The organism is Phycisphaerae bacterium (assembly GCA_035384605.1).
Classification (GTDB): Bacteria; Planctomycetota; Phycisphaerae; order UBA1845; family PWPN01; genus JAUCQB01.
In genome coordinates this window covers 46,089-71,638 of record DAOOIV010000010.1, presented here as the reverse complement: position 1 = coordinate 71,638, position 25,550 = coordinate 46,089, and the positions used below count along the sequence as shown (strand labels likewise).

Annotated in this window: 19 protein-coding genes and 1 other RNA gene; 6 read left to right on the top strand and 14 right to left on the bottom strand. The window is 61.8% G+C overall.

The annotated features are described in order from the left end of the window. Positions 1-47 precede the first annotated feature (47 nt). Entirely contained in the window at positions 48-3,749 is a 3,702-nt protein-coding gene (locus PLL20_04665; GenBank protein HPD29263.1) for a fibronectin type III domain-containing protein, read from the bottom strand. Between the two features lie 285 nt (positions 3,750-4,034). Here PLL20_04665 and PLL20_04660 point away from each other — a divergent pair, with 285 nt between their 5' ends. Further along, positions 4,035-4,676, top strand: coding sequence for a riboflavin synthase (locus PLL20_04660; GenBank protein ID HPD29262.1), 642 nt, complete (start codon positions 4,035-4,037; stop codon positions 4,674-4,676). A gap of 7 nt (positions 4,677-4,683) precedes the next feature. Further along, positions 4,684-5,808: a 4-hydroxythreonine-4-phosphate dehydrogenase PdxA gene (pdxA, locus tag PLL20_04655; protein ID HPD29261.1), complete on the top strand. Its 1,125-nt coding sequence runs from the start codon at positions 4,684-4,686 to the stop codon at positions 5,806-5,808. Between the two features lie 21 nt (positions 5,809-5,829). Here the strand turns inward: pdxA and PLL20_04650 are convergent, their stop codons facing one another. Further along, entirely contained in the window at positions 5,830-6,729 is a 900-nt protein-coding gene (locus PLL20_04650; GenBank protein HPD29260.1) for an aldo/keto reductase, read from the bottom strand. A 139-nt stretch (positions 6,730-6,868) separates the two neighbouring features. Beyond that, positions 6,869-7,819 carry an alpha/beta hydrolase gene (locus PLL20_04645; GenBank protein HPD29259.1) on the bottom strand — a complete coding sequence of 317 codons (951 nt, stop codon included), beginning with the start codon at positions 7,817-7,819 and terminating at the stop codon, positions 6,869-6,871. Between the two features lie 183 nt (positions 7,820-8,002). On the opposite strand from PLL20_04645, the gene PLL20_04640 reads away from it, so the two are divergent. After that, positions 8,003-8,422: a PilZ domain-containing protein gene (locus PLL20_04640; protein HPD29258.1), complete on the top strand. Its 420-nt coding sequence runs from the start codon at positions 8,003-8,005 to the stop codon at positions 8,420-8,422. Between the two features lie 56 nt (positions 8,423-8,478). Here the strand turns inward: PLL20_04640 and PLL20_04635 are convergent, their stop codons facing one another. Genes PLL20_04635 through PLL20_04625 form a run of 3 tightly spaced genes read right to left on the bottom strand, consistent with a single transcriptional unit; the run spans position 8,479 to position 10,573 of the window. Next, on the bottom strand, positions 8,479-8,775 hold the full coding sequence (locus tag PLL20_04635; GenBank protein HPD29257.1) for a hypothetical protein: 297 nt from the start codon (positions 8,773-8,775) through the stop codon (positions 8,479-8,481). A 59-nt stretch (positions 8,776-8,834) separates the two neighbouring features. Beyond that, entirely contained in the window at positions 8,835-9,989 is a 1,155-nt protein-coding gene (locus PLL20_04630) for a deoxyguanosinetriphosphate triphosphohydrolase (protein HPD29256.1), read from the bottom strand. A 53-nt stretch (positions 9,990-10,042) separates the two neighbouring features. Continuing rightward, on the bottom strand, positions 10,043-10,573 hold the full coding sequence (locus tag PLL20_04625) for an HIT domain-containing protein (GenBank protein HPD29255.1): 531 nt from the start codon (positions 10,571-10,573) through the stop codon (positions 10,043-10,045). A gap of 94 nt (positions 10,574-10,667) precedes the next feature. On the opposite strand from PLL20_04625, the gene PLL20_04620 reads away from it, so the two are divergent. Beyond that, on the top strand, positions 10,668-11,684 hold the full coding sequence (locus tag PLL20_04620; protein ID HPD29254.1) for a hypothetical protein: 1,017 nt from the start codon (positions 10,668-10,670) through the stop codon (positions 11,682-11,684). 6 nt (positions 11,685-11,690) lie between these two features. Next, positions 11,691-13,385, top strand: coding sequence for a formate--tetrahydrofolate ligase (locus PLL20_04615; GenBank protein HPD29253.1), 1,695 nt, complete (start codon positions 11,691-11,693; stop codon positions 13,383-13,385). A gap of 562 nt (positions 13,386-13,947) precedes the next feature. Here PLL20_04615 and PLL20_04610 read toward each other — a convergent pair. The 6 genes from PLL20_04610 to tmk all read right to left on the bottom strand — a co-directional run bounded on the left by PLL20_04610 (position 13,948) and on the right by tmk (position 20,755). Then, positions 13,948-15,051, bottom strand: a complete 1,104-nt coding sequence (locus PLL20_04610) for a hypothetical protein (protein HPD29252.1) — start codon at positions 15,049-15,051, stop codon at positions 13,948-13,950. A gap of 402 nt (positions 15,052-15,453) precedes the next feature. Beyond that, on the bottom strand, positions 15,454-17,535 hold the full coding sequence (locus tag PLL20_04605; GenBank protein ID HPD29251.1) for an acetylxylan esterase: 2,082 nt from the start codon (positions 17,533-17,535) through the stop codon (positions 15,454-15,456). A 129-nt stretch (positions 17,536-17,664) separates the two neighbouring features. Next, positions 17,665-18,051, bottom strand: a complete 387-nt coding sequence (locus tag PLL20_04600) for a GIY-YIG nuclease family protein (protein ID HPD29250.1) — start codon at positions 18,049-18,051, stop codon at positions 17,665-17,667. A 40-nt stretch (positions 18,052-18,091) separates the two neighbouring features. Further along, positions 18,092-18,445: a transfer-messenger RNA gene (gene ssrA / locus PLL20_04595) on the bottom strand. Between the two features lie 458 nt (positions 18,446-18,903). After that, on the bottom strand, positions 18,904-20,112 hold the full coding sequence (locus tag PLL20_04590; GenBank protein HPD29249.1) for a DNA polymerase III subunit: 1,209 nt from the start codon (positions 20,110-20,112) through the stop codon (positions 18,904-18,906). After that, on the bottom strand, positions 20,099-20,755 hold the full coding sequence (tmk, locus tag PLL20_04585; GenBank protein HPD29248.1) for a dTMP kinase: 657 nt from the start codon (positions 20,753-20,755) through the stop codon (positions 20,099-20,101). The genes PLL20_04590 and tmk overlap by 14 nt, the downstream gene beginning before the upstream one ends. 336 nt (positions 20,756-21,091) lie before the next feature. Here tmk and PLL20_04580 point away from each other — a divergent pair, with 336 nt between their 5' ends. After that, positions 21,092-21,511: a secondary thiamine-phosphate synthase enzyme YjbQ gene (locus PLL20_04580; protein ID HPD29247.1), complete on the top strand. Its 420-nt coding sequence runs from the start codon at positions 21,092-21,094 to the stop codon at positions 21,509-21,511. Between the two features lie 287 nt (positions 21,512-21,798). Here the strand turns inward: PLL20_04580 and PLL20_04575 are convergent, their stop codons facing one another. Both PLL20_04575 and PLL20_04570 read right to left on the bottom strand, forming a co-directional pair. Further along, positions 21,799-22,974 (bottom strand): formylglycine-generating enzyme family protein, encoded by a 1,176-nt coding sequence (locus PLL20_04575; GenBank protein HPD29246.1) that lies wholly within the window; start codon positions 22,972-22,974, stop codon positions 21,799-21,801. Between the two features lie 1,058 nt (positions 22,975-24,032). Further along, entirely contained in the window at positions 24,033-25,199 is a 1,167-nt protein-coding gene (locus PLL20_04570) for a class I SAM-dependent RNA methyltransferase (protein HPD29245.1), read from the bottom strand. Positions 25,200-25,550: the final 351 nt, after the last annotated feature.

Sequence of the window (25,550 nt, the reverse complement as noted above, 5' to 3'; positions counted from 1 at the left end):
AATCCTTCAGGGACGAAGGTCCGGGAGCGCGGCCCCCACCCGACCCCTCAATTCAGGCATTCCGGAACCGCGGGAACGCCCGGCCCGCTGAGACACATCAGGAACAGGCTGCAGTCATCCTGGTCGACATCGCCATCGCCGTCGAGTTTCGCCACCTGACACTCGGCGGCAGTCTGTGGTTTACTGGCGCCGCTGATACATGCCTGGAGAAGGCCGAAGTCGATCAGGTCGACGTCCCCATCAAGGTCGAAGTCCGCCTTCGGCGGGCAGGGCTGCTCGATGCTATCCAGGTACACCGTGATCGGCCCGACCGTGTCGGTGATCGTAAATGCCAGGTGTTCGAGTACACCCTTATCATGCGCAGCGTTCAGAACACCGTCGCCGGTCATGGGCTGAATGTAACCTACGTAGGGGGCGAAGGTGATGGTCTGCCAGACACCCGGCGCGGCCGACACCAGCGTCCCCACCGGACCGCCGCCGGGCACGACCGACGTGGCCCCCACCCACTCGATGGTCCCGCTGGTGCCGCCGTTCTCGCCGATCGGCACGTCGGCCCCCGTCTCGCGAACGCCCAAACTGATTCGGAACGACCCGCTGTCGAGTCTCAGTCGCACCCTCACCGGGCGCCGCAGATCGATGGTAGGGTTGGGCACATTGGCAACGTTGTGCGTCGTGAGACGGAGCCACCGGGTCGGGCTCGCGTCGAGCCAGGCCCAATCCACTCTGCATGTCTTGCCCCCGCTGTATGCCTGCACCTCGCTGGTCACGACGGCCGAGTTCGGAGTCGCGGCAAGGTGGGCCAGTGTGGATCCGGAATATCGAGGATCCTGGAACATGACGTGTGTCCCGTCAGCATATCCTTCGAAACCCGTGATCGCATCCGGCCCATACGGGCAACCCATAGGCGGCAGGATATAGTTCAGCACGCGTTGCATGACGGCCGACCGGGCGGAAGACGTACTGATCGCCTCAAAGGGGAATCCGAACATCACCACTCGGTATACGCCCGAATCGTATTGGATACCTGCCGTCCCATTACCGCCGCCGTAGGACAGAATGGCCGCCGCACCGGACTGCGGCGAGATTCGGTCCGGCGTCTTGACCACATAGGCGGCGCCGTTGTTCGGATTGAAATCAAACGGCCCGACATCGGCCATGATGCCGCCCGCTCCCAGCACGCTGTAGGTGCCGGCGTTGTCGGCTTCGTAGTTCGCTCTGAGCATGTTCTCATAGAACGGCCGGCCGGCTGCTTGGCCGTCCAGCTCGTATCCGATGTCGGACCCGGTCACGAAGAGGTTCCCGCCCGCATTCAGGTAGGCTGTCACGATCATCTGCTCGTTCGAATCGAACGTCTTGTCCGCGGTCGACTCCTGGCCCAGGATCCAAATCACCGCCCGGTAGTTATTGAGGGAAACGGCCCCGCCGGCGACGGCGCTGTTCTCGGCATAGTCAAACGCGACGCCGCTGTCCGACATCGCCGTCGCGTGCTGGACGACGTAGTCAAACGAGTTGACTTTCCTGGCGATCGGTCGCTGCATCGGTCCGGCCGGTATCACCTGAACGACGTTCTGATGCCGACTCACGCGATTGTACCCGTCCACGATCAAAAGCTGCGTAGACGCATCCGGCTCCCGACGCACCGCCATTGTCCGTGAGGGCAGCGACTCGCCCCCGGCGTTGTAAGCGGTGACTCGCAGGTAAGTCGTTGTACCCGCAGGAACGTCGGTCAACGTCGTGGTGAGCACGTTACCCACATCCAATCCCTGTCCAAACCCGTAGCCGTTGCTCGAGCGATACACGCGATATCCGGCGGCCGCCCCGCCGTTGGCCCCACCGCTTGGCGGAGCGTTCCATGACACGACAATACTCCCCTGCCCGTTGTGTACCGCCCGGACGTTCTCCGGGGGATCGGGCAAGAAGACCAACGGCACCGTGCTGCCGGGCAGTGAGTTGAGGAACATGATCATGCCCTGCAAAGTCGAGCGGGCAACGGCATTGCGGACCTTGGCGTTGAGGAGGTTGGCGGTGTCCTCGACGTTGTCATGGAAGGCCACCTCGATGATGGTCGCGTCGAACTCGTCGTTGTTGTTGCTAGTGGAGATCGCGCCATAGGCTGAAGTGTACGGATTCGATCGCAACCCCCAGAGATACTCGAACAGGTCGTCGTCGATCAGCCTCATGTCGGCCTCGACCTTGTCGCCGAGAATGGTGGCGTACTCAGTCTGGTAAGTGGTGGCACCGGTGTTGGTGACCAGGCAAATGGTCCCCTTGGCCGAGCACGGCGGAGGGCTGCACCCGGCGGCGTTGGTGTGGAACTCGATGTAAATGCGCCGCCAGCGGTCGTTGTTAACGTTTTGGCGGTTCATAACGGCGGACCAGCGGGCCGCCGTCCCGACGTTGTCGCTTCCGTCGTCTCCGCTTGTCTCCCACACCTGGGGCAGGCCCACCGCGTTGTTGCCCGCCTCGCTCTGAGCCCAATACCGGGAACACTCCTCCTCGCGAGGGTAGCCGCTGATGGTGCCCGGGCCAGGCCGGACGATGTCACCCATGCCGTTGCCGAAACGGATGGCATCGGCGATGACCACGCCCGTGTCCGGCGACGCATTGGTGATCTCGACGTAACTGCTGGCTCCAGCCAGCATATAGTAGTCGCCCAGCCAGATCCAGCCCTTGCCAACCAGGCGATGGTCCACCGTAACCGAGCTGACCCCGCCGCTGTGCGCGATGCGGTAGGTCTGGCGCACGCGGTCGGTGCCATCGCGTGTCCAGCAATAGACCGGGTAGAAATCGGTCGCAGGTATGTTGGGCGTATAGCGAGCCGTGGCCGATTCGGTGACCGCGGCAGTGGCCCAGCGGTAGGGTACACCGCTGACGGTGGTGCCGTTCTCGTAATACTCAGTTGTCGCAGTGCTATTGGTCCACGTTCCGCTGTAGGTCACGCCCGGGTCATCGTTGTCCAGAACAACCTCGACGGCCTGGTATCCGACGGGCCGGAAGGGCACGACGGTGGCCCCGGCGTTGTAGAGATACTGGACGAAATAGTTGAGCTGATCGATGTTGCCGTAGTCCTCGACCATGTCGAGCAACAGGGAACGCTGGAGATACCAGGACGACGATCCGGCGGTCCAGCCGTGGCCGGCCGAACAGAACACGGTCACGCCGGTCAGTGCGCCGACCGGTTGGGTTCCGGCATGCTCAACCGGGCCTCCGATCCAGGCCTCAACGACCTGCTCGCCGGTGGAAGCCTCGGCGAACGCGCGGGACCGCTCCTCGATGACGATTCCGGACTCCTCGCGAACATCCTGCTCGGGGGGCAGCACAACGGTGGGGGTATACGCCTCTAGAGGAAGGTATTCGGCTGTCGGCCCTCGGCGGGCTCGAATAACCAGGCCGCGGCTCATCCGAAACGGATCGACCGCGTTGGCCAGAACCTCGTAAATGTCCTCAAGCCGAAGCGGCCCAATCGTGTCCGGGGCCGTCTCGGCCGGGAACGTCAAGTCAACGTGAGCCCGGTCATCGACCCATTCGAACCTATCCAGACCGGTTCCGGCCGGGAGTAACGATTCGCCGCTTTGTGGATCCGGCGCGCCCGCGCGCTCGACAGCGACCGCAAGCCGGTTTTCGATGTCCTCGATTCCGGCCTCCGCGGCTCCCAGGGCATTCCCGTCGGCATCGGCAAGTACGTAAGAAGGCGAAACCTCACCGAAGCACAACCCGGCGCTTGATGCCAGACCGATAACCGCTGTCACACAACACTGACACCAACAGCCATGCCGCACTTGCATGAAATCATCCCTCCGCCTCCCCGAGACGACGATCCCCGATCTCCGCAGGCATTATACCATATGAAGTAGATGGCTGAAAACAGAACGTCAATGTCCATGGCCATCGGCACCTTCCAAAGACACTGTTCCTCGGGCAGTGTCATCGTCAGCCTCGGCAGTCAGCTCCAACCTTGACACTACAATGCGCACGGAGCTAGCATGAGGCAGGCAAGTGGCAGGCCGCATCCAGTCGTCAACAGGTGAAAGGCCATGTTCACGGGCATCGTACAAGCCAAGGGAACCGTACGTTCGGTTCGTCCCACCGGTAACGGAGTCCGGCTGGTGCTGGACGCTCCCGGTTTGCCGCGTCCGATATCCAACGGCGCCAGCGTCTGTGTCAGCGGGGTCTGCCTGACTGTCACCCGGTGCGACGCCCAGACCATCGAATTCGACGTGGTCGCAGAGACCCTTTCGCGCAGCACGCTCGGCGGGCTGAAACCGGGCGACCGCGTCAACCTTGAGCGCAGCCTGCGGGCTGCTGACCGCCTTGATGGACACATAGTGCAGGGGCATGTTGACGGCACCGCCATCGTTTCTGGTATCAGCAGCGATCACACCGCCACGTTCGAAGCCACCGAGGACCTCAGAACGTATATCATCCCTAAGGGCTCGATCGCCATCGACGGCGTCTCGTTGACTATCGCGGACGTCTCCGGACGACACTTCAGCGTGGCACTCATCCCGAGCACTCTGGCCGAAACGACGCTGGGCAACCTGCGCGTCGGCGACCGTGTCAATATCGAAACGGATATCCTGGCCCGTACGGTCGTGACCACTCTTCGGCGATGGCGTGACGGGTCCTGCGGGCACGGGATCACGATGGATCTGCTCCAGCGGCAAGGATACGCGTGACCTCATCATGAGCGAGGCGCCTCCGACCAACTCCGTGTCCAATGAAAGCAACCCCAAGCCGTTGGTGGGTATCACCATGGGCGACCCGGCCGGAATCGGCGCGGAGGTCATCGTCAAGGCCCTGTGCGACCCCGAGGTTCGCCGCCTTGGGCGCTTCATCATTTTCGGCCTGGACGAATCGCTTGAATTCGCCGCCGACCAGGCTGAGATCAACCCCTTCTGGTTCCGAGTGCCTCATGAGGCGGCCACCCGCATCGAGAGCGGCGTCATCGTGGCCGACTTCGACGATTGCCCCGTCTTCAACCCGCACACCCACTGTCCCACCGCCGAGGCGGGGCACGCCTCGATGCGTTTTCTTGACGCGGCCATCAAGTCGGCACGCGAGGAGGTGATCGAAGCCATCGTGACCGCTCCCATCTGCAAGGAAAGCTGGCACCTGGCCGGATATCGTTACCCCGGCCATACCGAGAAGCTGGGCCATGCCTTCAAGACGGAGCGTCTTACCATGATGTTCGTCGGGGGGAAGCTGCGCGTAGCCTTGGCCAGTATTCATCAGGCATTGTTTGATCTGCGTAATTCCTTTACGATCGGCCGCGTGTTCCAGCCCATCGACCTCATGGCCGGCGCCTTGCGGACCTGGTTCGGCATCGAGTATCCGCGAATCGCGGTGTGTGGGCTGAATCCTCACGCCGGGGAGAACGGGCTGTTCGGGGACGAGGAGAAGCGCGTCATCGAGCCGGCGATCGTCATGGCCCGCGAGGCCGGATGGTTCGTTGAGGGCCCCTACCCGGCCGACACGGTCTTCTGGCACGCTTCCCGCGGCCGGTTCGACGGCGTGGTGGCCATGTATCACGATCAGGGGCTCATACCCGTCAAACTGCTGGCATTCGAGAGTGCATGTCAGACAACGCTCGGCCTGCCGATCATCCGCACGAGCGTGGACCATGGAACGGCGTTCGACATCGCGGGCCAGAACATCGCGAACCCCGAGAGTATGAAGTCCGCGATCCGATTGGCGTGTCACGCGGCATTGTGCAAGAGGAACCAGCCCGCCGTCCCGCAACCGGTGCCCGCCCCATGGGAAGAACTGTCAGGAGTCGACCCAGGCGACGACGACGAGACCGAGAACTGACCTGCTGCGACGCATCACCCGCTATTGAACCCGTTCAATACGACGGACGATGTCGTCGATGTCCTCGGCCTTGCTGAACCCGATCACAAAAGCACTCACGCACTTCTGCTGCAAGATGAACCGGATCGACCGCTCGATCATATTGCCCTTGAACGTGCCCGCCCCCAGAATCTTCATTCCGTAAACCGCGGTGCCTCGTTCGTGCATGCGCTGCAGAATCTGCAACACCTGCGGCACGTCATCTTTCCTGTTGATGTCCATGACGGCAGCGAACGGGTTGATCCTCGCCAGATCGACGTCCACCCAGTCGCTGTCGGCGGCGGCTTGCAGGGCGTCAAACGTGTGGCACGAACAGCCGACGGCTCGCACGAGCCCTTTTTGTTTCGCCTCGCTGAGGGCATCCCGCGCCCCTTTGAGCTTCTCGGGCCAATCGCCGTCCATCATGCAGTGAAGAAGGACGATATCGATGTAGTCGGTGCCCATCTCCCGTCGAAAACGCTCGATGTCTGCCTTGATGCCTCCGGCGTCCTTCGCGGAGGTCTTGGAGGTAATCGTGACCTCGTCGCGGGACATTTCCTTCAGGGCCGCCTTGACATGGGGATGGGTCTTGTATGAATCCGCCACGTCCCACCAGCGAACGCCCTGGTCGAATCCGTGACGGAGCAACTTGACCAGCCCTTCGATGCCCAGGCGTCGCTGCTCCGCCCCGGACTCGGTGCCGGTGCCGATGGCGAGACGAGAAGCTTTTATGCCCGTTCGGCCAAGGGTGATCACGTCGCCAGCTTTCAGTTTTGCCGGCGCGCTCGTCGGGCGGGACGCCGGAGCGGCTATCGGCGGTTCACCGAAGGCGGCGGGCGCAAGAGCAGACCCCAACACCCCCGCAGCTTTGCCCAGGAACTCACGGCGACGAATGGTACTCATATGCCCCCTTCCGAAACAACCGTGTCACATCCAGGCCGACACGCTTCTTATGCTAGTCCGCGGCGGCGCGCACGGCAACCAATGATCGCCGGTCAAAGCGGAACCGGAAAAACCGGTCGATACTCCACGTGATCGAGCCTCAATCGACCGCTTGGGCGGCAGTCGGCCGAGTGATCCCCGCTTCTTCGAGAAACGCTTCGATTCTCCCCCAATAGTCCGCCTCATTGCCGGGGCCGGGAGCATCGTTGTGCCCGCAATCGTACTCGACGTACACCGCGTTGCGAGCCAGTTTCGCCAACCGACGCCCGTGCTTAACAGGCACAATATCGTCGCGTGTGCCGTGAAATACCAGGACGGGCACATCCAGCTCGGGCAGCACCAGATCCGTTCTGAAAGGATGCCTGACCAACAACTTGGGCACGCAGTACTTTTGCGCATACGAGGCCACGCTGGTGAACGTGGATTCGAGGATCAGGGCCGCGGGCTTGCGTCTGGCAGCGATCTGCGCCGCCACCCCGCCGCCCAGCGACCGGCCGTGAATCGCGATCCTGCCGGGATCCACGTCCTCGCGCTTGAGCAGCTCGTCGTGGAATCGAACGCAGTCTTCAACGATTGCTTTCTCGGAGGGCTTGCCAGGCGAACGCCCATAGCCTCGATATTCCGGCAGGAAAACGGAGCAACCCAACCGATGGTAGTTTTCCACGAACCACTCCTGCTGGTCGATGATCTCGGCGTTACCGTGACAGTAGATCACCACGGGGGCCGGCGAGGACAGACTCGCCGAAGCCGCAGGGAAGAACCAACCCTCCATGTGCCGCTTTTCGCCGACGTCGATCCGCACAATCTGGACGTTTGCAGAAGGCGGCGGCGACGACGGCGAGGGAGCGCTGTAGCGTGGAAAGAGCATCTCATCCTGCCAGAAGAAAAGCACGGCGCACCAGCCGAGGTATGCGACCGTCAGCGACACAAGGAGGCGCACGACCGCCCGTCTTGCTCCTCGTGGTTTTCCGCCGGGGGAAGAGTCCGTCTCGACCGGCATGGACGAATCATTCTTGATCGTGTGCAGAATCGTGCCCTCCTGTCGCGCCACGGGAATCGTCGAGCGGCCGGATGGAGTGTATCGGACTCAAGAGGTAATGACAATCTCGTCTCGCGCGGGCGGCTAAGCCCCTATTGCGGCCCCTCGGGCCGCTCCCGGCCGCTCTTACCGGACGTCTGTTCCCAGTTTGGCATCGGTCCCGCTCGAATCGTATATCCATATCCGGGGACAAGCATGGCCACCGCAGTAGAACTCCGTGCCGTCGATCTGATCCGAACTGAAATCGAGCGATTCGCGGATGCCGCCCGCCGCAGGAGCGAATGCGATCCCGTGCATCGCCGGCGATCCAGGCGTCGATACCACCGCTCCTGGCCGCTGGCCGTGCTTTACGACGGGGTGGAGATGAGTGCCGCCCTGCATAATGCCTCCGACGAAGGAATCGCTTTTCTGTCCTGCGGACCGATCGAGCCGGGTCGCATCGTATTCATCAAACTGTTCTGCTATGAGGAAAGTTGCCCGTATGTGCCGGCCGTCGTCCGCCATTCGACGCCAACGGAACACGGCCACCTCATCGGGTGCGAGTTCGAACTGGCCGACGAAAGGGTCTGTCAGGAGGCGATCAAGTACTCGCATCAGGAAGTGGGATTATGCTGATGTGCCGTTCACGGGTTGCGGCACGAAGGTCCGGACTGTGACGTCCCCCGGAGCAATCACGCCATTTCAGCATTACCGGCACTGAGCGCCCCGATCAGGATGGCCAGACTGCCCGAAGCCGTCGCCATGGAATTGGCAACCGATTCAACGGCATCCGCGAATTCTTCCCCCACCTGAGCAAGAGTCCGGCCGGGGATGGCGCTTGTGTTCGCCAGCGTCGCCGACTGCATACACTGAAAGCAGACATCTGAAGCCACCGGGCGAACCATATTGATCATGCCGTACACCTGACTCAACACCCCTTGAAGGGAATGAAGCTTCTCCAGCAGTGCGGTCGCCTGAGCATCACTCACGTCGCGGTCTCCTATCGCATGGACAATCCGACGACACCCTGGCCGCCGGGTTCGGTATCTTACACTCTCTCGAAAGGTTCAAACAACCTACGGAACTCCTCCTGGCAGAAGCGATCGGTCATGCCCGCAATGTAGTCGCAGATGACCCGGTGCAGCCCTTGTTCCTTGACTCGGCGTTCGAACCGCGGAGGAAGAAGCTTGGGCTCCGCCAGGTATACGTTGAAAAGCTGATCGATCAGACGGCCGGCCTTGTCGTCCATACGAATCAGCCGACTATGCCGGTAGACTCGTTCGGACAGAAAGGCTTCCAGACCGGAAACGCGCGGCTCCATGCTCCTGGAAAAGGCAATCAGCGGCTGTCGGCAGTTCCGCACATCATCGACGCACGCGACCGCGCTTGAGGCGATCCGCCGCCGTGATTCCGCGACGATATCTTCGAGCAAGATCGCCTCCAACCGGTCGAGAATCGGACGTCTGACCGCCGCCAGGGGCAAATCGGAGTGCTCGGCCCGGATCGGAGCCGCGGCCTCAGACCACAAGTCGACCTCTTTCAAAACGGCCTCGTCCAGGAGCCCCTCGCCCATCGCATCTTCCAGGTCGTGACAATCGTATGCCACGCGGTCGGCCAGATTGGCGATCTGCCCCTCCAGCGGAGCTTGAGAACCGTCGGCCAACCGATGCAGACCCGGCCGATCATAGATCGTGCAGTGCTTGGCCAGGGACTCGCGCACTTCATAGGTCAGGTTCAGTCCCCGAAAGGCCGGATAAGGATGCTCGAGATACTCGACAATCCGAAGCGACTGCGCGTTGTGCTCGAAACCGCCGTGATGGGCCATCAGTCGGTGGAGGGCGACCTCCCCGGCGTGGCCGAAGGGTGGATGCCCGAGGTCGTGAGTCATGGCGATCAGTTCGCCGACCGCCCCGTTGACTTGCAGTGCCACGCACAACCGGCGGACAACGCTGGTCACCTCCAACGTGTGGGTCAACCGGGTCCGCAGATGGTCATGCTCGCCGGTGACGAAGACCTGAGTCTTGTGAGCCAGACGCCGGAAGGCAACCGAGTGCAACACTCGCTGCCGGTCAATGGCATAGGGATCCATGTTCCGACCGAACCGTTCCGGATGATCCCGGCCGCGGGTGTTGACCGACGTAACCGCATAGGGCTTGAGCCCTTGTTCGCTCGGGCTGATCTGGAAACCGATACTGGCGTTCATAACCGGCGCCTCGCAAGACCGCTGGATGCAGGTGATTCAGGGGCGGAATTGGCTCATCCGCGAATTCCCGGCAGACCCAGGTCGGCGGCCGCGGCTTTCATTCGATCGTGGATGGCCGCAAGGCTTTCGGGGATCACTCTGGTGTCGCCCACGACGGGCATGAAGTTCGTGTCTCCCTCCCAACGAGGAACGATGTGAACGTGAAGATGGCCAGGCAAGCCCGCACCGGCGCACTTTCCGAAATTCATTCCGATGTTGAACCCCTGCGGGGCAAGTACGGCCGTCAGGAGGCGCTTGGCATCACGGATCTGGCACATCAGCTCGCTCAGCGAAACGTCGTCCATCAAGTCCAGATCGGCCACATGCCCGAGGGGAGCCACGAGCAGATGTCCGGAGTTGTACGGAAAGCTGTTGAATGCCGTCAGGCAGCATGAGCCGCGCCAGATTACGTGGTTCTCGCCGTCGGCTTGGGGGGTAGCGGCATACCGGCAAAGAAAACAGCCATTATCCGGCCGATCGCCGCCGAGCGAACGGATATACTCCATGCGCCAGGGAGCCCACAAATTGCGACTGAACTCTGCCATAACGAGCTGAAGTTTAACTGGCGGCATCCGCAGGGGCAAGCCTTTGCAGTCGTCGGCGGATCTGTTAGACTTCCCGCCTATTATGAGTAAACAAGTGCGATTATCGATCCTGCCATCGAGATCACGGTTGCTCCTCCTGCCCGTGGCGGGGCTCGTTGGCGTCATGATTGTGGCCGGCTTGTCCGGTTGTAGCGCTCCGGAAGAGGACATTCCGCCGGCCGTAGTGAAACCTGTCACGGCCTATGGGCTGAGTCTCGACACCACCGCCACACCGCAGCAGGTTGCCTTTGTTCTGCTTCGCTCGATTGCCGATGACGTGCGGGCCGCCCAGGCGCAGGACGCCAAGCGGCAAAAGGAAGCCCTGCAGCTCACGTACGCACTGGCGGCCTACTCGACCATCGCCCCAAGAATTGGCGAATCCGCGGCCAAACCGGCGGATGCCGCCCGATCGAAAGCCCGGGACAAGCGGCTTTACAGCTTCGTCAAGGACTGGGCCCCGATTGCCGCCCACTATATCCGCAGTTTCGACACCGACGTGGAGGCGGCCGGTCGCAAAATGCGGATCCACTCCCAAACCGCCAGCGCGGTCCATGTCCTGTACGATGTGTGCCACGACCCGGCCGAAACCGACCCCGCCAGGCAGCAAAAGGCGACAATCGACATCGAGCTGACAATGGAGCCGGAGGGCGCCTTGTCGTATTGGCGGGTGGCGAAAGTCACCTTCGCGCAGCCGACGATCGCTTGTTCGGTAACAAAGCTTTCTTCTTCCTGCGTCCGGGGCACCGACGCCAAAAGCGAGGGCTTCACGGTGCGTAACAGCGGCGGGGGTGTCCTCAAGTTTTCGCTCAGCGCAGACCAGACCTGGTTGTTCCTTTCGCCGGCCGGCGGAACCAGCTCCGGCGAAGCCGTGACCATCACGATCAACTACGCGACGTCGTGGCTGGAGCCGGGTGCACATCATGCGACGATCAGTATTGTTGACCCGGCGGCGACGAACAACCCGCAGAAGATCGTTGTCGCACTGAGCGTCGAAGCTTCTGCATCACCGATGGGCGGGACAGAGACCATGCCGGCCGCAGCTTCCGCTCCCTCTTCCGAACCTCCTGGATGATTTGCCATGGATTCCGATCTGGGGATTGCACAGAGTGCCAAACTGCTGCCGATACACGAGATCACCGCGCGGCTTGGTCTGCTGGATGAGGAAGTCGAACCGTTCGGCCGATACAAGGCCAAAGTCCGGCTGTCGGCGATCGAGCGCCTCGGAGAAGAGCAAATCGGCAAGTACGTCGTCGTGACGGGCATCACTCCCACGCCGCTCGGTGAAGGCAAGACCGTCACAACGGTCGGGCTGGCCCAGGCCTTGGCGCGCATCGGAAAGCGCGCCGCGTGCTGCATCCGACAACCATCCATGGGGCCGGTCTTTGGAATCAAAGGAGGCGCCGCCGGCGGCGGGTATTCGCAGGTCCTGCCGATGGAGGACCTGAACCTCCATCTCACCGGCGACATGCACGCAGTCAACAGCGCCCACGCCCTGCTCAGCGCCCTGATCGACACGACGATGGTGAAGGGCAACCCCGGCCGCCTGGATCCGATGAAAGTGGTGTGGCGCCGCTGCGTGGACATGAACGATGCGGCACTACGGGACATCGTGGTGGGGCTTGGGGGCCACGGTTTTCCGCGGGAAACCGGCTTTGATCTGACCAGCGCCAGTGAGGTGATGGCCGTGCTGGCCCTGGCCCGTTCACTCAAAGACCTGCGTCACCGTCTCGGTCGGATCGTCATCGGCTACACCAACCAGGACATCCCCGTCTTTGCCGAGGCGATCCGCGCCGCCGGGGCCATGACCGCCTTGCTCAGAGACGCGATCATGCCCAACGTCCTTCAAACCATCGAGCACGTTCCTGCGTTCGTGCATGCCGGACCGTTCGCCAATATCGCCCACGGCAACAGCTCGATCCTGGCCGACGAAATCGCCCTTCGTTGCGTCGACTACGTCATCACCGAAGCAGGTTTCGGCGCGGACATGGGTTTTGAGAAGTTCTGCAACATCAAGTGTCGGGTCTCGGGCCGAGCGCCGGACGCGGCGGTGCTGGTGGTTACCGTCCGGGCACTGAAGGCCCACAGCGGCCAGTACCGCGTGGTGCCCGGCCGTCCAATCGATCAGACCATCTTCCGGCCAAACGTCGAAAACCTACGGGCCGGTCTGCCCAATATGGAAAAGCACCTCGAGAACGTGGGCAAGTTCAATCTTCCGTGCGTCGTGGCAATCAACCGCTTTCCGACCGACAGCGACGAGGAGATCGCGGCCATCGCGGAGGCCGCGCGCCAGGCCGGGGCTTTCGAAGTGGCCGTCAGCGAAGTCCATGCCCGCGGCGGCGGCGGTGGGCAGGCCTTGGCTGAGGCGGTGGTCAAGGCTGCAAACGCACCTGGCAGAGCTCCCTTCCGCATGCTCTATGAGGACAACTGGCCCGTCAAGAAGAAGATCGAAACCATCGTCAAGGAGATCTACGGCGGAGAGGGGGTCGACTATGAACCAACGGCCAACGCGGCCATCGAGTCGCTGACACGGCTGGGCTTCGGCAACCTGCCGGTCTGCATGGCCAAGACCCAGTATTCGCTTTCACACGATCCCACTCGCCTCGGCCGCCCCACCGGGTTCCGCGTACCGGTCCGCGACGTTCGTCTGGCCGGCGGCGCGGGCTTCCTCACGCCGCTGGTCGGCACGATTCAGACCATGCCTGCCTTCGGGCGCCACCCGGCCGCGATGGACATTGACGTCGACGAAGACGGACGGATCACCGGACTGTTCTGAGTGTTCACGAGGTAGGGCACGGTCGGAGCCGCCGAGGCGGCGGAGACCTGCCGTTCCGGGGGCAACGATACCAAGAGGACGCTGTTAACTCTTGGCGAGTGCCTGATCCTTGCCATGCCGGGTGCCGAGTGCCATGGCTACGGCCTTTGCGCGGCCATGTTCGGCAGGAACGCATGCGGCTGCCCTATCGCTCGCCATGACAAGGGGCGGGGGATAAAACCCTCTTGACCGCAGAGGACGCCGGCGCGCGGCCGCCACAGTCTCCGGGCAGTCTTCTCCGTGCTTTTCGTGCCTCTTCGCGGCCACGAAGTCGTATCCGGCTATTCGCGGACAATGGCCGACGAGGGCGTCGGCCCTACTGGTGGTGCCGAACTCAGCAACGGGGGTGACGTTCCTCTCGATACACCCTTCTCCACACATCATCGAGACCCCACCCTCGCTGCGGCGAGAATGGGCCACCCTGCCTTCGTCATTCATTCGTCATTCGGGTTTCGTCATTCGTCATTCACTTGGGTTGCGGGCAAAGGCCGTGATCATCTCACGGCGCCAGCGGGCCGCCCTGCTACCCCCCTATCGGCGCATTGCGACGCCCAAGCCAGACGTTACTGACGTCGGGAAGGTTGACCTGCAGGGCGGCCGCGAAGTCCCAGAGAGAGTTGCCGCTCAACAAGTCCTCGAGCCCTTCGCTGTAGCGCTTGGCGAAGCGCCGCTGCCACGTCTGGGGGTGCTCGCGCCTGGCAATCAGGGCCGCCTCGTGAATCAGGCGCGCACCGGTGTACCCTCGCTTGATAAGGCGGAGCACATCGTAGACCTCCGGAGGAACGTCCATCTGCTGCAGCTCCTCGCGATACTCCCACAGAAACCGGTCGAGGTATTGCCGGGCAAGTATCCACTCACCTTGCCACGGAAGCGTGCAGCGTATTCCACGAACGCCGGCGTCGAGCCGAGCCCAGATGTACTCGGAGTGACGGATACGATTGGTGGCCCCCTTATGTTTCAACCAGCGCAGCGCGATGGCCTTAACGAGGGTCAATGCCACGACGACGTACTGCGGCAGATTGGAGTCGAGGACACGAAGCTCCAGGGTGGGCGGTTTGCGCTTGCGCCCCGGGCTGAAAACCATTTCATGAGTATTGTCCGAGGTCAACTCGCCGCGCATGACCGGGCGAAAGTAGATATCTGTTGCCCGCAAAAAGCGGTTGGAAGCCTGTGTGGTAATCTGCTTGGCCCAGATGGGCGAATTGGAGCCGATCGCGATCAGGAAAGGAATGTGGTCGTGAATGTGCCAAGCCAGTGAACAGGCTTCGCGGCGCTCGAGTGTCCGCCCCGCGAGCGAGATATGGAGGTGGGCACCCGCGAAACGGTCGCTCCAGCCGCCGACCAGCAGGGGCACCGTGTGCTTGCGGTCGGGATGGTGGCTTCGGTACAGCTTCCGTATGTACTTGCGCAGCCCCGACTTCAACAGGAAGGAGGCCTCGCGCACGGTCTCGAATGGCCGGCTGTTGTATTCGCTGCCGATCGACGTATCGCGGCTGAAGCGCTCCCCATCCTCGGACAAGCCCGGTCGTGGCCGGGACAGACGGCGACCGATCTGATAGTCCGCCGATCCGATGCTGTAGGCTTCCAATTCGACCCCGATGAGGACCCGTTTATGATAATCGTTCAAGGTAATGGCTCTTCATGGCGGCTCCGCGGTACTTCACGCGGCGATTGGGGTTTCAGCATAGCACCAAGTGCGAGAATCTGGCAAGAGCAATCGGTCGCGAATCCCCCGACAAACGGAAGTTCTGTTTCCGTCATTGCTTAGCTCTTCTTGAGGCGATACAAAGCGGAGAGTCAATTGGTTGACATCCGTTGACTGGACGCGGCAGGATCGAACCGCGGCAGCAGACTCATGGCCACCGAACAATTGCGCGAAGTATATCAGGCTCAGCCTTTCAGGCCGTTTGTGCCGGAACTGGCCGACGGCAACGGCGCACCTCAATCACGCAGCGGAGGCTGATGCGACACGCCGGTGGCGCGGGTCCAAGCGACGGTGCCGGGCACTGCTGCAGGAGGGGTACCAGGATCACGGTTCGGACAGTTTGTTGATCGCGGTGCTGATTTCCTCGAAGCCGACCGCCTCCCGCTCCACGCGAACACTCGCCTTATGAACCTCGCCGGCCTTCTGCGTCCAGGTTCCATCGAACTTGCCACCGGTATTGAACAGATACATCGGTCCGGTCGCGGCCGCCGCCGAAACCGCCTGCAGTCCGCCGATTCGCCTGATGCCTGGGATATCGAGATGCTTGAGATACGCGTCGTCGGCTCCCTCGTCGAACTCGTTCATATCAACGATGCAGGCCACGTTCTTCTCCTCGACGGGCTCGTCCGGGACCATCGCCCTGGCGACGAGACATAACGGTCCCATCTTGCCGAACCCGACCAGAGTCACCCGTCTGGTACGGTCCTCATTCATGACCATTCCCAGCACGGTCACAATGTCGTACACCGCCTCGGCCGGGTCCGTCCGGTTGAAGCAGGTGAAGAACTTCGTCGCCCCACGGCCGGGAGCGGGCTGGGTGGCCGGCTTGCGGAGACCGAAAGGCTCAACCACCAGCACGCGGTCCGACAGGTTGGCCCGGCGCCGTATCAGCTCGAGTGTTTGTGATCCGTCGCCGGCCTTTGCAGTCTTCATCCCCTCCAACACCGCGAGCCCCTCGGCCGGCACGATGATCGTTACACGATGCCCACGGCCATCCGACGCCATCATCGAGCTCACTTCTGTTACACGCACCGGCCGGCTGTCCCGAACGTAGACGCACTCCTTGCAGGGCCACAACTGGTCTGTGGTGGAGCTGAGCTCCTTGCGAACGGCCTCACCAGCCTTCGGGAAGCGACTGCCGACCATGTAACCCAATGCACGTCGCACGAAGTCGCCGAGTTTTTGGGCACTTTCAGCACTCTCCGGCCTCATCGCCTCGATCTGCCGGCGGCACAGGTCCTTCCAATGCTGCCGAAACTCATCAAACGTCAACGTGTTCGCGGGCGGGGCATCCTTGGCAAAGACCAGCATGTCCTCGTCCTTGTCCACCCGGATGTCGCCTTCCTTCAAAGAATCCGCGTCCGGCCGGCCGAGCAGGTGCTTGCCGAAAAACCTGTACATCGCCTCGCGGCTGGACTTGTTGTAGTTGTGCTCGGCATCGACGTGGACATTGACCACCCGATCGGCGGCGCCGTACAACTCGTAGATGTGGCGGATCATCGGGAACTCGACCTGCGGCGTGAGCTTGGTCCAGTCGCCGGTGGCGCTGACCATCAGCAGGGGCTTGGGGGCAAAGAGCGCCCCGATATCCATGTTGTCGGTCCCAATCCGAAGCAGCGGCGCATTCTCGCAGATGCAACCACCCTGCATGGTGCTGGAGATCATGTTCACGGGTGCGGCCACGGAAACCCGATCATCAATCGCCGACAGGATGAACGTCTGCGTCCCGCCGCCCGAGGCTCCGGTTACGCCGATCCGCTGCGGATCGACATCCGGAAGCGACTGCAGGAAATCGATCACCCGTATGCTGTTCCAGGTCTGCAAACCGAGAATGCTGAAGCCCCACAACGCGTTCGAGGGTTCATTCCAGACGGCCGCTCGATGCTCGAACTGCTTGCCGCTGTCGTTGTACCCGACCATGTCATAGGCAAATACGACCGCGCCAAGTCTAGCGAGGGTGATGCATCGTGCGGGAATCGATCCGCGTTCCTCGTGGGTGATGCGTCCCTTGTCCCAGTGTCCGTGGGGACAGGCCACCGCCGGGCACTTGCCGGAAGCGTTCTTCGGCCGGTAAAGATTGCCGCACACCAGCACCCCCGGCATGCTCTCGAAGTACGCTTTCTCGATGGTGTAGTCGTCGTGCTCGATCTTGCCGAAGACCTTGGCGTTCAGCGGCGTCCGCGGCGGCTCCGGATCCAACCCGGCAGCGAACCGCACCTGCCCGCGCAGCCACTCCCGCCGTTTTTTCCACTCGTCCAGCGAGCCGTACTTTGTCGGCTTGAACACCGTGTCGGTATCCGGCCAATCGGACCATCGGGGGTCTGAATCACTGTGAGCCGCGCTCTGAGCCGCACAGGCACCAGCCGCCCACAAGAACACCGTCGTCGAAAGCACGATTCGTCGCATCGCAGAACCTCCAGTGAGTTGACAAAAACGGGCACGCGCCGGCTGGGGAGATTGTAACCGGAGATCGCGAGGAGGACAGATGGTCGGAGGTGCCTCCTCGCGAACGCCCGGACGGAAGCGGACCTCGTTTTACCACAAATGCCGCTTGGCGAACGCGTGGCCAGAGCCCTGCTTGACATACTCCTCGAAGGCTTCTGCCTTCCTATCGTCGTGGAATCGAAGGACAACCACCGCCCGCCAGGGTCTGTACTCAGAGGTATGCGGAGACTTCCCGGCGTTATGCTCAGCCAGGCGTTGCCTGAAGTCGGTGCTCGAACCCACGCAGCGCTTCCCGGGATGTGAGACGCTCTCGATCAGGTACACGTACTTCATGCACACCCAATCGGTCGAAGCCCCTGCATAGCGCGAGGGTCGCCCTGCTTTGCCCGAGCTCCGCTTGTGCCCGCCCTGCTTCGCCTGGATTCTGCCTGTGCCCGCCCTGCTTCGCTCGAGCTTCGCTCGCGCTACGCAGGGCATCCTGCATAGCTCCGGACCGGAACCGGGCCGCAGCTATGCAGGATGGAGGCGGCGGGAATCGAACCCGCGTCCCGTGACAATTCGACCGAGGTTTCTACGTGTGTAGCCGTCTGATTTGTTCTCAGACGCCCGTCGCCCAGCGGCAGGCTTCGGCCGTCCCAGCGTCGTGGTAGTCTTACCCGCGTGTCACGTCGCCTACCCTCGCGGGCGTGCCTGCTGTCTGCGTCCGGTCAACTAGCAGGCGTCGTTGACAAGACGGGTCGCCTCATTTAGGCGGCCATGCGCAACTGTGAGTTGGCATTTGTGTTCTTTTGCCAGGTGTTTAGCCAGGCCTCCTGACAACCTGGACACGCCGCCTCGACCTCATTTGCCCGGTCGAGCCCAAATCGCCCCCAAAAAGGGCACTTGTGTCATCTATTATAGTCCCTCGCGGACCGCCCACGCAAGCAGATCTTTGTGCTTCGAGCGAACATTATCGGCGTCTGTGCGCTGAGACGCTATCGGGCCGGCAGAGACACCTCACATGCCCCTGCCGGCCCGATGGGTTACGGACAGATCCGCGGCGTCATCCGCAGCTCCCGCAGCTCCCGCCGCCGAAGATACTCAGCAGCAACGTCAACAACTGAACGAGCCATTCAAACCAAGGCATCACGAAGCCCTCACGTTAAGAAACCTGGCGGTTCATCCGTGCGACCAAACGCACCGGAAAAGCGCGATGAACATCGCCTTGTACCTCCGTGCACTATCAGCGGGGCGGGTCTCTTTGCTCACGCCCCACCGACCAACATATACGCCAACATCACAAGCAATTGCAACAGCCACTGGATCAGCATCATATCCGCAACCTCCCTGTCAATGAGCCCGGCTGCCGGCCTGTGCGAGCGTTCGGCCCTGCGAAAGACCGATGAACATGGCCTCGATCGTCAACTCGATGTTCGCGTTGCGGCCAAGACTCGAATCGGCGTCCGCCAGATGCTTGAGGCAACCGCGCAAGGCCCGCTCGCTCATGTCGGACAAGCAGTCGATCACAGCCGGCTGATCCTCGTTGACCGGCACCATAGCCGCACCGCAACGCCGCCGCAAGGCATCCATGTAGAAATCCGCCAGGGCTGCCAGGAGCATCTGCAACCCGACGCGAGACGCGTCCGTATCAGACATTTCGGGGTCGCGCTCCGCCGCGCACCTGGCCAGCAAGCCGGCATCTTCCACGAAAGGTTTGGCCAACTCGTTGGGGGCGATCCCGGCGTCGTTCCGCAACTTGACGAGTCGGTCGCCCCAGGAGCGTTTCAGCTCAAACAAGCCGTCGTCGATCATCCTGAGCGCCCCCCCGAGGCTGCCCCCCGCGTGGCGGGCGGCGTAGGTCACTTGTTCGGCCCCCGCCTTGGGCCGAAGAGCTTTCAGACGATCGGCCACAAACTCGCCGGGCAGCGACTGAAAGAGTACCTGCTGGCATCTCGACCGCGTCGTTGGGAGCATCCGGTCGAGGGCATCCGTCAAAAGAATGATGAACGTATCCGGCGGGGGCTCTTCAAGCGTCTTGAGCAGCGCGTTCTGGGCCGACTCGTTCAGGCGCTCCGCCTCGCGAACCACGAACACTTTGGCACGCCCGCGGCTTGGTTTTCTGCCCGCAGGCTCAATCAAGAAATATCGGATGATTTCGACGCCCAGAACGAGGGCCTTTTGCTTCCGGATTGTGCCGTCGGGATGGTGCTTGTTGAGCCGGCGATAGATCAGGAATAAGTCGGGGTGGGTCCCGGCATCGACGAGGATACAGTCCTGGCATTGCCCGCAGGCGTCCACTGCTTCACGGGTGCCATGTCCACGGCTTTGCGTGGGCATGTCTTCTCGGCCATCGAGCTCCTCAGCAAAGATCTCTTCCGGCATCGGCACCCGCCTGGGCGATCCGCACAACAGCAGCTTCGCCAGGCGCATGGCGAGCATTTCCTTGCCCACGCCCTCGGGCCCGGCAAACAGGTACGCGTGTGGCATGCGCCGGGAGTCCAGCGCCCGCTGAATAACGCGGTGGGCCCGGTTCTGGTGTCGAACGTCAAAAAACGACACGTTTCAACACCTCCGTGATGCGCTGGTGAACGTCGTCCGGTGAGCCCCCGCCGTCCACGATCTCGACGCGGCCGGGATAAAGCCCGGGCAGTTTCAGGAAGATCTCGCGGACACGTCGGTGAAAATCGATCGGCCGGGCCTCCATCGCGTCGTGGCGAGCACCGGTCGTCTTGTCCTGCCGCCGCCCGACCCGCTTGAGACCTTCATCGGCCGGGAGATCAAGAACGAAGGTGAGCTGCGGCCAGAGGTCCCCCACCGCGAAGCGTCCCAGCTCAATGATCTTCCTGACGTCGTACCCGGCCGCTCCCTGATACGCGCACGTTGCCGATACGAACCGGTCGCAAAGGACGGTCTTGCCCTCACGGACGGCCGGGCCGATCACCTCACCTACAAGCTGGGCCCGCGATGCCATAAACAGGAGTGTCTCACAGCGGACATCCATCGCGGTCAGGAGGTTCCTGTGCAGCAGGATCTCGCGGATCTGATCGCCGATGGCGGTGCCGCCCGGATCGCGGGTGCAAACAACGGGCAGACCCTCGCCCACCAGCTTGCGGGTGAGCAACTCGATTTGCGTGCCCTTGCCCGAGCCGTCAGGACCGTCAAAAACAATGAATCTACCCGCCAGTTTCTCTTTGAGTACCACTATCAGCCTCTTGCTCTTGATGTTCCCGCCCCGAGCCGGACAATACACTACTTAACGGGCCCAACAGTGTAAGCGGGAAGGCCGGGACAAATAAAGGGGCGAGGAGCAAGACGAAAGGCTGAAGGCGAAAGGATGAAGGATGAACAGGGCACCGACCGTGGGCAAGCACCAACCGCTAACAGCCAAGACCCAATAACTGAGATCTAAGGCGGACCGCCTTTTTGCGGGCCGCAACCCAAACGTTCTGCGATCCAGAAGCATGCGCGCAAGTCGCACAGATATCTGGCCGTAAGGTTGTAATAGCTAATAGCCAACATCCAGAAAGGATTCCCAGCAATGAAATCTCATCGTAAGGAATTGTGGTTCAACACTCCCCGTCGCCGCGACTACATCAACATCACCGACCAGGTGTCCGAGGCCGTCCGGGAAAGCGGCGTCCGCGAAGGCCTCTGCCTGGTCAACGCCATGCACATTACGGCCAGCGTGTACATCAACGACGCGGAGTCGGGACTCATTGCCGACTACGACGACTGGCTGGAAAAGCTCGCCCCGCACGAGCCCGTTTCGCAGTACCGCCACAACCGGACCGGCGAGGACAACGGCGACGCCCACCTCAAGCGTCAGATCATGGGCCGCGAGGTGGTCGTGGCCATCACCGCCGGGCAGCTTGACCTCGGCCCGTGGGAACAGATCCACTACGCCGAGTTCGACGGACGGAGAAAGAAGCGCGTGCTGGTAAAGATCATTGGGGACTGAGAAGCCCCCAGTTGCCCGTCGTATCTCACAAAAGTGTAAAAAGGCAGGAAATCTCTCGGAGCGTGGACCGGGAGGGTTGCCGGGATCGGGCTCGGTCGGACACAGGCGAAGCGAGCACAACCCGGCCGCCGTCGGGAAGCGAGACAAGCCGCTCCGCGTACCGCCGCGCCCCGTTCGGCAAACCGGTCGTCGGATCGCTGACGCCGCCGGGTGACGCACACCGGGCTTATCGGTGGTCCCCCGCTTGCGAGCGAGACAAGACGCACAAGAGAACGGGGCGCAAAGCGTCACGGAGAATCCAGGACCAGGCGGAAGCCGATGTAGAAGCTTCGGTAGGCCGGACCGAAGCCGTAGCGGCACGCAACCCGGCAGTGAAATGCGTCGTAGTCCCAAGCTCCCCCGCGAAGAACACGGTACGTGCCGCTGCTTGGACCGGTCGGATTGGAGTACGGACTGCTGCCGTAGTACGTTCCGCTGCTCCAGTCATTACACCACTCCCAGACGTTGCCCACCATGTCGCAGAGGTCGTAATCATTGGCCGCGAAGTAGCCTACCGGGCTGGTGTACGGAGGCGCGCCCGTATCAAAGGCCGGGTGATACCCCTGAGTGGGGCTTTTGTCGTAGGGGTAGTAGGGAACGCCGTCGGACCAATCACTGTAATAGTTTGCCCGGGAGTGCCGGATGTCGTTACTGTCGCTCCATGAAAACCGAGTCTCGGCCGCGCCGCCGCGAGCCGCTTTCTCCCACTCGGCCTCGGTCGGAAGTCGGTAACCGCCGTTCCACTCGCAGTTCCACGTGGACAGGTCGTACGCCGGCGCCTTGCCCTGCATCGCGCTTCGCCAGTTGGCATAGGCCGCCGCACCATACCAGGAAACCCTGACTACTGGGTGGTTTTCTCTTCCAGGCGTCACGCCGAACGTCATGCCGTCCCAGGTAATCCGGCTGCCGGAGGAGCTGGCGGTGGTATCGCAATACGGGTAGCCGGCATCGCCGCCATACTTGTAGACGACGCCGCCGGTCACGGTGATGAGGTTGCCTTGGCTGTTCGCCCAGTTGAGGGCATCAGCGTACTGTTGATTGGTGACCTCGTAGCGATCCATATAAAAAGCGTCGACATAGACCACATGCCGAGGCAGCTCGTCGGCATTGCCCTCATCGAACGAATCGCCCATCACGAACTCGCCGCCAGGGATCAAGACCATAGGCACGCCCGAACCCAAGGACCGCTGGAAGATGCCAAAGTCTGCCTGGTCCACATCCCCATCGGCATCCAGATCCTTGTCGTCACACCCGATTGCCCAAGGCACCCCGGGGCTTGTAGCGCAGTCCTCAAAAAGGTCAAGATCCACGGAATCCACATCGCCGTCGCCGTCGAAGTCTGCCGGAACCACAGCCACGGCCGTACCGCCGAGCAGGCCGGCGGCCAAAACGCAAAACCCTATCAGCATTCGAGACGTGCTCATGCTTCTTCTCCTCGACTTGTTTGGTCTTGCGGGGATGTCTGATCCTCCGCGGAAATGATGCGATCGGTCATCTGACGCGGTGGTAGTGTACCACATTTTCCGACAACACGGCAAGCTATTTTCGGAATTGGGAGAATCCAGGCGGATTGCGGGCTGCGAAAGGGGATCACAAAAGAAACGAAGGCTTGAAGGTGAAGCAGCGAATGATGTGCCAAAGCCGGATGGAGAACGTGAGGATAAAGCTCGCCGGCAGGGCTCAACCGCCGCACGCCGGCCCCCTGCTCGCAGGCAGCAAGCCGCATAAGCAGGCGAATGAGATTGCAGACCGCGCTGTGTGCGACCATGTTCATGCGGCCCTGGAGGCCAAAGGTGAGCCACAGTCCAGGTTGCGGATGGTGGGCGGATTAACGTGGAACTGAAACCTGGGTTCGTTTGGCGCCAAGACAGTTTTCGCCGGTAGCGGGACGCGGTACGAGTGACGGGTATTGCATGTAACAGCTTTTTCGCAGCGTGGTTACTGATGTCGAAAGCGGCCGTTGTCCGAGTTGCCTGGGGCATGCTTTGGGCTCCTTGAGCCGCCGGGAAATCAGTTTAATTGAAGGCCGTAGGGCCAGGGGACCCGCGCGCAGGATCTCCTTTGGGTATTTTGCCGGCATAACATGCGGGGTGCTCCGGAGAAACCGGCGGGAACCGAGCGGGGAGAAGGAAGGAAAGCCAAGGCGGACCGCCTTTTTGCGGGCCGCAACCCAAGCGATCTGCGATCCAGAAACATGCTCGCAAAATGCGCACCAGTCCCGACGAAAAGGATTAAAGGCTGAGCACAAAAGGGAGAGCGGTTCGATGTCCACTCCTACCTGGCACACGGCAAGGCTGGTTTATGAAGAACGGCGAACGGAGATTGAAGAGGGCATGTCCTGTGGCGAAGGGTGAAATACACTGGGGGGTAGTGTTTCGGTTGAAGCCAAGAAACGCGGCAAGAAGGCCCTCTCCAGGGCTCCCTCTGATTGTCCTTGGTCGGGTAGCACGCAACTGGAGGATCCAGGCAGCGGGAGGCGGTTCTACCGGGCATTTGTTCTTCGGCTTCCCTCATACAACTCGTACTTGAGCAATCGGCATTCGATCTTGGCATTGAAGAACGGGATCCGACGGTTGGCTTTCAGGCCGATCTTCTTGGCCAGGTCCAGATTGCCGGTGAACACGTATCCGGTCCATCCGGGACAGCGCTGCTTGAAGAAATCGCCGATTCGCTTGTAGGTGCCTTCAAGCTCGCTGACCTGGCCCATCCGCTCACCGTACTCAGGGTTAAGGATGACGATTCCGGGGCTCGGCGGCAGGGGCGTGTCGGCGAAGTCGCATTTCTCGAACTGGATCAGATGCTCGACACCGGCGGTCATGGCGTTCTTGCGGGCGGCCTGCAAGGCGGCTTCATCGATGTCCGTGGCAATAATCGGGGCCGGCGGGGACTTGGACCGCTGCTTGCGGGCCTCGGCGCGGAGCCGATCCCAGATGTCGCGGTCAAACCCCAGGGTATGCATGAAACCGAAGTTGCTTCTCAGCAGTCCCGGCGGACGATTCGTGGCGATCAATGCCGCCTCGACGGCCAGCGTACCACTGCCGCACATCGGGTTAACCAGCGGCATTGAGCCGTCATAGCCCGTCGACAGAATGACGCCGGCCGCCAGCGTCTCTTGCATCGGGGCCTTATGCGGGATCCGGCGATAACCGCGATCGGAGAGCTTCTGCCCTGAGGTGTTCAGATAGATCCAACAATGATCCTTTCGCCAATACAGGTTGATCACACACCGGTTCCGCTGGGGCCCGGAGTCCGGACGGCGACCCGTCTTCTCGGCCAGTCGGTCCACGATGGCATCCTTGGCCTTCATCGTCGCGTAGGTCCAGTTGTTGATCGCCGGAGTGTCCGTTCGGGAAATGATGCTCAGGTACCCGTCAGAGGGAAGCAGCTTTTCCCACTCCAGGAAAGAAACGTGACGGTACAGGTCTTCGGGCGTCTGGCAGGGAAACTCATCAATCAGGTACAGCACGTAGAACGCGGTTCGCAGATGCAGGTTCAGACGCATGGCGTCGATCAGGGTGCCGGTGGTGTTGATTCCGGCGTCGTCCACCGATGTGATCGGCCAGCCCAGTTGGCGAACCTCGGTTTCCAGCAGGGGTGCCAATCCGGGGGCACAGGTGAGCCGAATGGTTGTGGATGTTTTCAGATCCATAGAGTGTCAGGTTGGTCCTCATGATACGGCGAAATGGCCGAGGTGCGTAGGCGTCTGCTGGCTTGGCATGGCTGCGGAACCCAAGAAAGGGAGCAAGAAAGGACCAGTCTCTTTCCCGGCAAGTGCTCCGAGAGACGGATGTGCGTCAACAGACTTGGTCAGACACGATAGCGTCCGGAAGGTCGTCGGTATTCCGTCTGGGCGATTTTTTCGCGCCATGATGCAGGGACTACTTGACAGAAACCATGAAATCTTCTAACGATAGGCACCATTCAATTGCCGATGTAACCTGAAAGTATTCAGGTTCGTATCGAAGCGGTGCGGCTTCGATCCCGGCGTTGGTCGATTAGG